Source organism: Segatella salivae DSM 15606, from assembly GCF_000185845.1.
GTDB lineage: Bacteria > Bacteroidota > Bacteroidia > Bacteroidales > Bacteroidaceae > Prevotella > Prevotella salivae.
In genome coordinates, this window is sequence record NZ_GL629647.1 from 2,128,325 (window position 1) to 2,138,910 (window position 10,586).

The window sequence follows — 10,586 nt, forward strand, 5'->3', positions numbered from 1 at the left end:
CTTGCAATATTTTTTCTGTTTTTTTATTGCGTAATATTCCGATAATCGCAATGCATTTTAATGCTTTTTTGCAATCCTATTCATCACCTTTATCTTATGAAAAGCTATGAAGCATACTCAAATAAAAGCCACTGTGAGTCCTGCCATGACAATACTTACCATAGACATCAACTTGATTAAGATGTTAAGACTTGGCCCGGCAGTGTCTTTAAAGGGGTCGCCCACCGTGTCACCCACTATCGTTGCCTTATGACTTTGAGACCCTTTACCTCCGAAATGGCCTTCTTCGACCATCTTCTTTGCATTGTCCCATGCGCCACCTGCATTGGCCATGAAGACTGCCAAGGTAAATCCTGCCGACAAACTACCTACCAACAAGCCTAAGACTCCAGCCACTCCAAGTAATATTCCGACAACAATGGGGATGGCGATTGCCAGTAAACTCGGAATAATTATAATCCGCAAAACGAAATGTTCCGAAGAAATAAAACGAAGCGTTCCAGCTTATAAAACGAAATGTTCTTTTTTGGCTTCCTTCCCCAATGTAAAAAACGCCCCAGAGAAAATCGAGGCGTTTCTTGTTTCTTATCATTATCTTTCAAACATTCAAGTCAAATTTCACACTCTCATCACCATCAAGAAGTTGCTTCGTACGGTTTATATTATTCTCGTATATGTGCACATTTCCAAGGTTCAACGTTATATTCTTTAGTGGCAGGTCTATCTGTCGTGCCATGAGATATAGGTGGTATATATCGGCCGGTAGTCCGAGGTTCGCATCACTGCTTCGCTGATAGGCCGACAAAACCAATTCTCCGTCATCAATCTGGAATTGAACCAGACTCAAGCATGGTGCCTGGTTGCTTTCTGCGCCTGTTTCACCGAGGAACAGCACATAATTCTTACTATTACGCTTCTCGCGGTTTATCTTGGCAATCAGTGGCGGGAGCTTCTCAAAGTAGGTCGGATAACTGTTCACCAGCACGCTTCCGCAATAGTCCCACCAGTTGATGCCTACCTCACGGTATTTTTCCACCTGTCGCTCGCCTTGCATGAACAGCTGCAGCTCATTTTTCAATTTCTTTCTTGCTATGCCGTGGCTCTCGAATATATCAAGCAGGTCTGCAGGTGATAACGACAGCTGCTCATTTAGAAGATAGCGAATATTACCTTTCTTATTGGCCTGGGGCTTTCCCTGTTCCAAAATCTTATCCAGCATCTGATAGTATTTGTTCATCGTTCAAATGGCATTAGAATATGGTTTAAACGGCATCTGTATAAAGCATGATATCCGTATAAGAAGAGTTATAGTTCATGTGGGCATTGAACTCCTTATGGTGGCAGTTTTCAAAGGGGTTGCCTATAATTTTATTCTTACCTATCCATTTGCAGAGTTCTATTATAGAAGACTTGTTCGAGGTGAAGTAGATGAAGCGGTGACCGGTGAGTATGGTCAGCACATCAAGATAATCGGACAGTTTCCAGTACATTTTGTAGGTCTTACTATCTGTACTCAGGTATGGAGGATCGACGAGGAACACCACACCAGGCACGTCCTTGTACTTCTCAAACAACTCCTTATAATCACAGGAGGTAATGACCAGCCCGTCGAGGTAATCGCTACAAGACGGATAGTCTACAGCCTTAATATTGTTATATAAGGTCTCCTTTTCAAAGTCGGAGAACTCGGTAGCATACTTCATTGAGAACATCAATGATGAGGACAGTGTTATATAATCGACATATCCGTAGGTACACTCATGCCTGCGTATGCAGGACAGTACGCGTTCCCGTGTCCCTCCCAATATTGGCTTGTGACGTGGAACATTCACTATTGCCCTTAGTTCAGCCAGCAGGGCATTCGTCTGGGGTAATGCCTCCAGTCGTTTACGATAGCCGTCAAAATCATTATATACTATGGTGGAGTTCGGCTTCTGATGCTTGGCGATATGTGACAACAAACCGCTGCCACCGAAAAGATCCACGAAGGTCGCATTGTCAGGGAACTGCTGGAGTATTTTGATGTACTCTTTTGCAAACATCCGCTTCTGTCCCTGAAAGGGAAGCGGTGCTGAAAGATATTGTTTCTTCATAAATTTTGTTTTTTAGTGGATTGCAAAGGTCGGCATATCGCTCAAAGAGAAAGAATATTCATCAACAATCATACTGCAAATATATTACACTCACGGTTCATCCGCTTTATAAGGCTGTACACGGTACGCTCACTCACGGCGTAGCGAGTTGACAAAACTAATACGATATAGGAAACTTTCTCACCATGCCGACGTAGTTCTGTATAATCATTATAGAGGTCTATATACCGTTCGTCTTTCAGACGTATACCAGCCTCGCGAAGCCTTTTTATCAATTCCCTGTTAAATTTCAAGATGTCTATTATCTTCATATTCAATAAAATTTGTATCTTTGCATTATCTCACTTGCATAATTAAGAAGCACCATATGTGAACGAGGGTATTAGCCCCCGGTCGCACATATGGTGCTTTTGGTTAATATGTAGGTGAGATGACTATTAACAGGCCGGGGGCTTCTTTTTCACTCCCGGGAGATTATTTAATTGGCTATATACTACTTTGTCAGCCAATCAAGTGTTGCCACATCTTCGAACGTTCTGTCCGAGCTTTTGAACGACTTAAGAAGTTCTGAGGCGTCGAGAGAGTCGATATCCACTTCAACTTCTTTTTCCGACAACGAATTGAAATACTCCTTGCCTTTTTTGTTCCACACAGCGAACCACTCGTTTATTTCTGCGATTTCGCGTTTTTCAGCTGCAGTCATGTCACGTGCCTCTTCCTTTGCATGTAGTTCCCTTTCCTGCGCTTCCTTGACGCGCTGCTGCATTTTCTCAAATTCTTCATCCTGAAGCGTTGCGCGCACCTCCTCGATGTCTTTATCGTAAGTCTCTGAGATAGGGCGCAAGGCTTTGAGGTTCTTCCACACCGCAAGCATCGCATCATCACTCATACCGCTTACTTTCAACGCTTTTAATGCCCTGTAGGCTTCAACTGCCTTAATCGTTTTTACTTTCATTCTTACTTTAATTCTTACTAAATTACTTTGTTATTTACTTTTCTTTTGCTTCTGTTGCACTGACTGTGCCGAGCTTCGCTGCGTTTGCCTTGCAGTACTTCACAAATTTTGTAACATCTGTAATAGCTGCAATGATTTCGTCTTCGTCAGTTGTAAGATAACTGATGTTGATACCTCCGAAATGCGCGAAAGTTGCGAGCTGTTTGTTTATATCATCGTTACTGCAAACGCTACCATTTTCGATATTTGCATACTTATCGCTTTCAACAGAAACGACCGCCTTAATAGTTGTACTTGCGCCTACTGCTTCAACACTTGCCTTGAAGCCGGCAATTGCTTTTACTTTTACTTCCATAGTTTGTGTATGTTTATTGTTACTAATTTAAGTTGTCTCTAAGTTATCATTTAAGTCAATCATTTTGACAGGGACCTGATCGGTCTTTTTCATAAAAATGTATTCTAATCGATATCTTTGGCCTGTTTGTATACCATTAAAAAAAATGAGTATATGTTTCGCCAGGATTGACATGCTCGAAATTATATGCTTGTTCCCCTTTTATCATCGGAGAATCCATTTCTGTAGAAGAGAATCTCAACATAACATAAAAATTGTTTGTCGACCCCCCGGGATAAGATTTATCGATTTTTATTTTTACACAAATTTCTCCTTTAATTGTTTCATATGCTTGTATAACATAATATTTTTCAATATTATATTGATTAGATGTAACTTTAGTTTCTGAAGCACTAAATCCGTGAATTGTGTAGTAAATAGCTTTCACTGGAGGTCTATTTAATGCAAGTGGTACAGAACTTAAGAACGCATATGCTTTGTAAGCTCCTATATCCAAATTTGCATTTTCTATATCTACACTTGCATTTCCTGATTTCAAGGGCTCATTAGAAGTCTTAAAACAAACAATTTGTCCTGATTCATTTTTTAAGGCTACCCCGAAATATGTTTCTGCTAATATACCTATATTATATATATTAAGTTCATAATCAATACTAACATCTTTAATCATCATAATAGCAGTAATACTGCCGTTTTTTGTCCCTTCAATCATAATAGAAGGCCTTTTAAAAGGTGCAGTTGCAGCATGCTTGTAGCCTATGAAATCAGACAGCCGGTAGGGGCATGCAAAAGTAGAGCCTACTTTCACACGCGACCAGTTGCCCAAGCCTTTATCGTATAATTCTGTCAAGCTTTGCAAAGTGTTACCATGTGCGATTTTTATACCGCATATCCCGAGACCTGCAAAGTCTGCACCCTTGAACCACGTTGCATTGTCACGCCATTTCCTATTTGCAAAATCGAACTCGTCGGAGGTGAAAGGCTTATTCAGTTCCACAGGCTTGAACTTTGCCCACATGTTTATCTTGTCGCTCCTGCAAAGCGTTGCAAGGTCGTTACTCGTCTCACCGAGCACGGTCTTCACGTCCGCAATGCTGACGGGAGCCTGTATGATGCCATTGACGATGCTCATGCCGGGCCTCCTTTCTCTTTATAACAAGTCACGCTGCCTGTCACAGTAAGAGAGCCCTTGACGAGCAGGTCTCCCTCGACGATTAAATCGCCCTCAACCGTTCCGGCTTTTGGGAAAAAGTGCCTTAATACCTCTTTTTCCTTGACCACAGTCCTGACTTCTGTTCTTACCGTTGTCACGCCGAACTTATCGGCTAACCATTTTATCAGTTTCTTCATAATTAATTATGTTTTAAGGATTCGACTTCCTTTTCAAGTTCCATTACCCGTTTCTTTAATCTTTCTACCTTATCGTCAACTTGTACAGCTGCTCCGAATGCGAGTGCAATAAGTCGCGTGTCGAGGTAGTTCAGCTTCATGTAGCCGTCAGCATTTGTATAAACCATACTCTTCAGTGCACTTCCTTTCACGTTTTGCGCAATAAATCCGACACTGTGCTCACCCGTACCCTTGTAATCAAACTGCCAGGTTCCGCCCAGGCTACGAATTACTTTCATGCTGTCCACGGCCTTGATATTTTCTTTCAGTCTGCGGTCCGATGTAGTGTAGGCTGTCACCCCACCCATGGCCAACACATTTCCGTGGAACTGTGCTGTTTTGTCACGGCTGATAATGAGCGCAGTTTGCCAGCCGTTTTGGTAGATGTTGAACTGCAACTCACTGCCCTCGAAGAGCGTATAGAGCGGACGATCATTGCAACCGAAATAAACCGCGTTGGACTCTGAAATAAACAGTGCACGCTGATTACCACCCTCCTTATCTCGCAAGCGCACTCCTTTGTTGTTAGCGAGGTTCAGATAACTATCCACGAGCAACTCATCAGTAATTCGCGCGTTGCCGTTTACGTCAAGCTTGTAAATAGGAGTATTTGTACCAATGCCGATATTGTTTCCAGTGAAATGCAGCAGATTGTTGATGTTCGTCACGCTGCTTAGCGCCCCCGTGACGTTGCCTGTGCCGTCAAAATTCTGCCCCCAGATTGTACGGGGTTTATCTAATCTTGTTGCACTGTTTACATTGTATTTAAGTTGTGTCCCAACATCTGAAGGCAATTTTTTGTAATAGGTATTGTCACCATTTAGAGTGATGTATCCATGTTCACCATACAATATCGTTGAAAAATCCGTTGTGTCATAATCTGAAAAGACAGTCCAGATGGAAAACGTTGCCGTATCAGCATTATAATAAAAACGCAATTGATTTGGAGAATATTCGAAACTTCCCATTGCACGGATATCAACCTCATAATCTGTCCGTTGAGCCCTGACACGGAAGAGAATAGTGATAATGCCGACTCCTTTATGTCTTGATGCTATTGCTAAAATAAGCTTGTTAACAGACCATACCGGTAAACCAGCCGCTTTTGTAACGCATCGATAACCATTTCCACTTCCTCCCTCTGTACTGACACCTAAACTTAGCTGATATACATTTCCGTCTGAGGTCAGTATTTTAGAGAAATGCTTACCTCCTACAAATTCAGAATTCAGATTGTGAACCATACTCGTGTCCTGCATCGTTCCACCAGCGAGAGACAGGTATTTCCCCGTCACAACATCATCAGTGAGCTGAGAGAGTTTCGTCAGGTTCTTTTCATCCCAAATTTTTATCCATTTCGCGTCTTTGATTTGCTTGCCCTGTGCCTCGTTCTTACGATAGTACACGTCACTGTTTACAAAAGTAGGGAGCGCAAGCTGACTGATCCAGTTCACGCTGTCATTTTTCGACCAGTCCATCGAAATCACATGTCGCCACGTCTCATCAATTCCGGACTTCGTTGTCATCACGGCATAATAGCCAGCCTCGTCAGGTGCGAAATTGACTTCTCTGTGCGTCTTGAATGTATCGACGATACCATAGCCGTCTATAGTTGTAGGTTTGTTTGTCAATGCAGAAAAAGCATGCGTGTGTGATATGCTTGCAGCATTGGTGATGCCATACCCCTGCAGGGTGTTCGGCTTGCCTGTGATTTCGCTCCAGGCGTAAGTCGGTTTTGTCGCTGCCTTGGCCCAGGCTGGCACGTCGCTGGCAGGCATTGAAGTAGGTTTGTTCTGAATAATCGACCAGTCGACCGAGGTCAACGCGCCACTTTCTACTTTCTTCAATCGCTCATGAAGGTCCTTACCGAGGAAAGCCGAGAGGACAGCTGCCGCCTTTGCGGTAGTGTAGTCGCTCCAGCGGTCCAGGCGCTCATAGCTTGTGCCGCCACTTTCGCTACCACTACCCTGCACGGCGCCTGCACCAAATGCTGTCAATCCTCCTGTTGCATACAGCCCCGCAACCTTACTTGTATCCGAAACACGTGTCAGCGAAAGTGCGCTACTCGTCTCATCATAACTGATTTTAATATCTCCGATAGTGATGCCCTTGAGGAAATTTATCAATTCCTTTGCAGTATCTTCCTTATCCTTGCGCAGGAACTCGTCATATGCAGGGCTGTCCTCTGCCAAGGCCCGCGCTTTATCGGCATAGGCGGCCCGGGCAGCTTCGTTTGCCTGCAGTGCCTTGTCTGCCTGTTCTGCAAACGTAGCCTTGTCTGCCGATAGTGCATGCCGCACGTCGTCACTCTGTGTCCAGGGCGTTGTGCTGCCACCCCTGCCAGTTCCCTCAGCCCGCTTTCGGGCAAACATCTTGATATCAATCATTGGTCTATTTCCTTTAATGTCAGTTCTGCCGTTCCCTCTGCAAGGTTTCTACTGATACCTTGCACAAAGAAGTTCTTGTTTAGAAAATTATGCCTATAGTGCGCAAACGGATCTACAAACCCTCCGCGGATATCCGTCATGTGCTGTGTCATGATCACCCGTGGCGCATGATATTCCTGATAGTAGCTGTTCACATAGAGCAGTTCGGGTTTGGCGATACTATCGGTTACCCGATTATACAATGTAAGTATACCATCACCGCTGGCAACGCCTACGGGAGTAGAAAGGCAAAGGGCATTCTTGACACCTATCTGCATGCATTCGTCATATGTCAGGGCAGAAGTAACCTTGAACTCAAGGTCATCCTTGCGGTTGCAGAACGAACTCTGTGCAGCACTCATATATACGATGTCATGATCATCCCCGAGCAGTTCCGTCTTTCCATTGTCACTCACCACCTTCACCTCGAAAGACTTTATCTGTATAGAACTGATGTGTGCCAGCAGCGGAATGGCATCTTCGGTCCACTTGGTATGTCTGAAGAATGTAGGATGACGACGTGTGATATCACTCCAAAGCACATTCACCGGACCAAGAACGATAAACTTTACTGCACCAGCCACATGGTCACGTTTCCGAATAGGTATAGCCATGCCTTCACTGTCTACGCCATGCTTCCAGCTGATGTTATTCTGCAGGTCATACTCGTGACCAACTAACTTGTCACCAATCTTGGGGTCAAATCCAATAGTAAAACTCTGCGCGTAGTATTCATCATCACTGCTGCACTCCGAGCGTTCTTTGTATTTACGCCACTCAAAATCTTCCATCTGTGAACCACTCCCTGTCTCAACGACGCATTTGTCTCCGATAATAAGCATACAGGCTACGAGTCCTACTTTGCTGATTTTGTCGGTTCCGTCACCTACACTGCTATATTTAAACTCGTACTCTTCAGGTGCTGTATCCGTAAATGGGTACCATCCCGAATCACCTTCTTTATCCCATAGTGCTTCTTCATTTTGTCGCGGATCAGACACCTGTTGCTTCCAAAACAGGCGTGTATAATAGCACTTATCTTTCGACTTGTTCTTTACAATGTTAATTGGAACCTTACTATCAGACGCCTTGCCTGCAAATGGCATTAATATCCACTCCTTTGTTCTGAGATCATTATATCTACCTGTTACTTCCATAATTGGGTTTAGTAGCATTTTTCCTGAAAATACAATGTAATTTATAGTCTCCTCATCGACAGGAGAAAATACACCACCTGAATGCTGCCCCACATAAGTAGCATAGGGAATAGCCTCATGAAGGGCTTCCACATTGGGATAAGCCTCCGAGGGGCTGTTCTTCCCATTGCCATTCACTGACAGCACAAGTACAGTCTCCATGTTGATTTTCGACACGGGGCTGTTATCTTTCCTTGCCATAGCCCGCTCCACCTTGCCATAAGAAACAAGCCCTGCTCCAAGATGCTTACCGAGCCATTGCAACATTGCTTGTTGATTCTTACCATCTTGTCCGAAATAGCTATTAAGGTCTTTATCAGCATTGGCTATATTATCATGCATCAGAAATTTCCACTCAGGATGCCGCTTTATCCACACATACCAATCTACAATACTACCATCATAATAATCTGTATCACCATTGAATACCATTTCATAAAAGCCTCTCAAAGCTCGTTTGCCATCGCCTAAGCTGATCAGTTCTGACATGTATTTTTGACGTGCCATGAAATAGCTCCCCAATTCACTTTCTTTTAATGGACTTTCGACGAGACTCTCCATCTTCTCCACCTTACAGGTTAATAGCAGCTGATTATAGATTTCGCCAACACTGATAGTGGTATCCGTACCTACCGCCTTATCTGTCGTTATCCCTATCAGCCTGTGAGATATTCTCGAATCTTTGTTGCTGTAAAGGTCTTTCCATTCAATATTTTCTGCCTTTTTTATGCTTTCCCATGAAAATATATAGAAAGAAAATCCCTGCTGTACGATGTGCTGGTTAAGATACTTCAGCAGTTCAGTCAGCACCTCTTCTGCCGTCCACACATTATCTTCATTATCAGAGAGGAACAACAGTTCATGAATGCCTATCTGTGAGAAAATATTGAATGTAGGCTCCGATTTATTCATTCCGATACTGCCGTCATAATAACAAGCCAGGCTTTGCTTCCCAAGAATATCAAGATTATTCGACAGGCCTGACAGCAACTCGCGGATGATATCTAAGAAACTGCGCTGTCCAGCGTTCTCTTTCACCTCCTTATAGGTGATACCCTGCACGCCGACATTTCGGTACTTTCCATATTGCAGGGCCGTCAGCACGTCGATACAGCTGAGTTCGATTTCGTCTTCTTCCTCATTGTAAGGTTGTGAATAGGTCTGCGGTTCTATAAAGCCTGCAAAGAGGCATTCTCCCTCGCGATAGATATTTACTACAGCATCACGGCAGGAAGCACAGAACAGGTCAGGAATGAAATTCTTTACCAGCAGGCGTACGGTAGCCTGGTATTTAAGCAGTACATCAAAGGTGTCGCTGACCTGACTTTCAATCTCCACGGGGTCATCCGTCCAGTTGATGCCGCAGCTTTCAGCTCCGATTTCAACTTCATTTGTGCGATCACCTCGAATGAGAATGTGCACCTCGATGCGCTCGTTCTTTTCATTATAAAATTGTCCGTGTATATACATTTTTACAATTTGATGTTTGTTTTCCGTCTACTGATACGTGTTTCGTTAGCCATCGCCAGCACAATATCACGTCCGCGCAGGCGCGCCTCCAATCGCCCGCCACCATTACCACCATCACCGATAATCGATTTTAGTTTATTGAGCGGTGCAATCACTTCGGGGTTTGACCTTGCCCCCGCATACTCGCCCATGATCGAAAGTGTAGGGCCATAGACGATGCCGCCGTCGGCAAAGGGCGTAACACCGTTGATGAAGTTAAAGAGGCGGCTCTGCTGCGCACCATTGAGAATCATTTCACCCGAGTTCACGCGAGCCAATAATTTATCACCGCTTGGCGATGAGCCGCCCACAATACCACCATTGGCAAATGCACCGCTGACGGATGCCAGGGCAGCAACGACAGCAGCCACACCTGCAGCAATGGCAACAATGTTATAGGGGAACGGCATGCTGGCACCGCTGGCCGTAGCACTGGCAATGGCTTCACCACTTTTAGCAGCAGTGTTGGTAATTGTTGCAGCTGTGTCGGCGGCTGTTGCGGCGGTGTGCGTCGTCGTAGCCGCCGTTTCTGTTGCTGTAGCCGAAGCCTTCACACCACTTGCTGCGGCGCTGGCCTGTGTGGCACCGGTCAGCACCTTGATGATATCCACGATGCCTGCAATACTCTGAAATATTTGTATTGCACTATCTACCACGCCCGTG

The 10,586-nt window shown here is 44.4% G+C and carries 9 protein-coding genes and 2 pseudogenes; all 11 read right to left on the reverse strand.

Annotated elements, in window-relative coordinates; translation table 11 throughout:
* Positions 1–117 precede the first annotated feature (117 nt).
* Positions 118–462 (reverse strand): annotated as a pseudogene (locus tag HMPREF9420_RS08500) (sodium/proton-translocating pyrophosphatase); the annotation flags it as partial.
* A gap of 136 nt (positions 463–598) precedes the next feature.
* On the reverse strand, positions 599–1,237 hold the full coding sequence (locus HMPREF9420_RS08505) for a thymidylate synthase (RefSeq protein WP_007135198.1): 639 nt from the start codon (positions 1,235–1,237) through the stop codon (positions 599–601).
* A 25-nt stretch (positions 1,238–1,262) separates the two neighbouring features.
* Entirely contained in the window at positions 1,263–2,093 is an 831-nt protein-coding gene (locus tag HMPREF9420_RS08510) for a DNA adenine methylase (protein ID WP_007135199.1), read from the reverse strand.
* A 68-nt stretch (positions 2,094–2,161) separates the two neighbouring features.
* Entirely contained in the window at positions 2,162–2,404 is a 243-nt protein-coding gene (locus HMPREF9420_RS13505) for a hypothetical protein (protein WP_004378115.1), read from the reverse strand.
* Between the two features lie 182 nt (positions 2,405–2,586).
* A complete protein-coding gene (locus tag HMPREF9420_RS08515; RefSeq protein WP_007135200.1) occupies positions 2,587–3,048 on the reverse strand; it encodes a hypothetical protein in 462 nt (153 codons plus the stop codon).
* Between the two features lie 34 nt (positions 3,049–3,082).
* Positions 3,083–3,403 (reverse strand): hypothetical protein, encoded by a 321-nt coding sequence (locus HMPREF9420_RS08520; RefSeq protein WP_007135201.1) that lies wholly within the window; start codon positions 3,401–3,403, stop codon positions 3,083–3,085.
* 136 nt (positions 3,404–3,539) lie between these two features.
* Positions 3,540–4,535: a hypothetical protein gene (locus tag HMPREF9420_RS08525; protein ID WP_007135202.1), complete on the reverse strand. Its 996-nt coding sequence runs from the start codon at positions 4,533–4,535 to the stop codon at positions 3,540–3,542.
* On the reverse strand, positions 4,532–4,753 hold the full coding sequence (locus HMPREF9420_RS08530; protein WP_007135203.1) for a hypothetical protein: 222 nt from the start codon (positions 4,751–4,753) through the stop codon (positions 4,532–4,534). Before HMPREF9420_RS08530 ends, HMPREF9420_RS08525 begins: the two co-directional genes overlap by 4 nt.
* A 2-nt stretch (positions 4,754–4,755) precedes the next feature.
* A complete protein-coding gene (locus HMPREF9420_RS14735; protein WP_007135204.1) occupies positions 4,756–7,179 on the reverse strand; it encodes a tail fiber domain-containing protein in 2,424 nt (807 codons plus the stop codon).
* Positions 7,176–9,884, reverse strand: a complete 2,709-nt coding sequence (locus tag HMPREF9420_RS08540) for a hypothetical protein (protein ID WP_007135205.1) — start codon at positions 9,882–9,884, stop codon at positions 7,176–7,178. The genes HMPREF9420_RS14735 and HMPREF9420_RS08540 overlap by 4 nt, the downstream gene beginning before the upstream one ends.
* 2 nt (positions 9,885–9,886) lie before the next feature.
* Positions 9,887–10,586, reverse strand: a pseudogene (locus HMPREF9420_RS08545) (hypothetical protein); the annotation flags it as partial.

What these genes read in the sequence shown, in the direction of transcription:
- HMPREF9420_RS08505 (WP_007135198.1), bottom strand. Translation starts at nt 1,237, where the DNA reads ATGAACAAATACTATCAGATGCTGGATAAGATTTTGGAACAGGGAAAG.
- HMPREF9420_RS08510 (WP_007135199.1), bottom strand. Translation starts at nt 2,093, where the DNA reads ATGAAGAAACAATATCTTTCAGCACCGCTTCCCTTTCAGGGACAGAAG.
- HMPREF9420_RS13505 (WP_004378115.1), bottom strand. Translation starts at nt 2,404, where the DNA reads ATGAAGATAATAGACATCTTGAAATTTAACAGGGAATTGATAAAAAGG.
- HMPREF9420_RS08515 (WP_007135200.1), bottom strand. Translation starts at nt 3,048, where the DNA reads ATGAAAGTAAAAACGATTAAGGCAGTTGAAGCCTACAGGGCATTAAAA.
- HMPREF9420_RS08520 (WP_007135201.1), bottom strand. Translation starts at nt 3,403, where the DNA reads ATGGAAGTAAAAGTAAAAGCAATTGCCGGCTTCAAGGCAAGTGTTGAA.
- HMPREF9420_RS08525 (WP_007135202.1), bottom strand. Translation starts at nt 4,535, where the DNA reads ATGAGCATCGTCAATGGCATCATACAGGCTCCCGTCAGCATTGCGGAC.
- HMPREF9420_RS08530 (WP_007135203.1), bottom strand. Translation starts at nt 4,753, where the DNA reads ATGAAGAAACTGATAAAATGGTTAGCCGATAAGTTCGGCGTGACAACG.
- HMPREF9420_RS14735 (WP_007135204.1), bottom strand. Translation starts at nt 7,179, where the DNA reads ATGATTGATATCAAGATGTTTGCCCGAAAGCGGGCTGAGGGAACTGGC.
- HMPREF9420_RS08540 (WP_007135205.1), bottom strand. Translation starts at nt 9,884, where the DNA reads ATGTATATACACGGACAATTTTATAATGAAAAGAACGAGCGCATCGAG.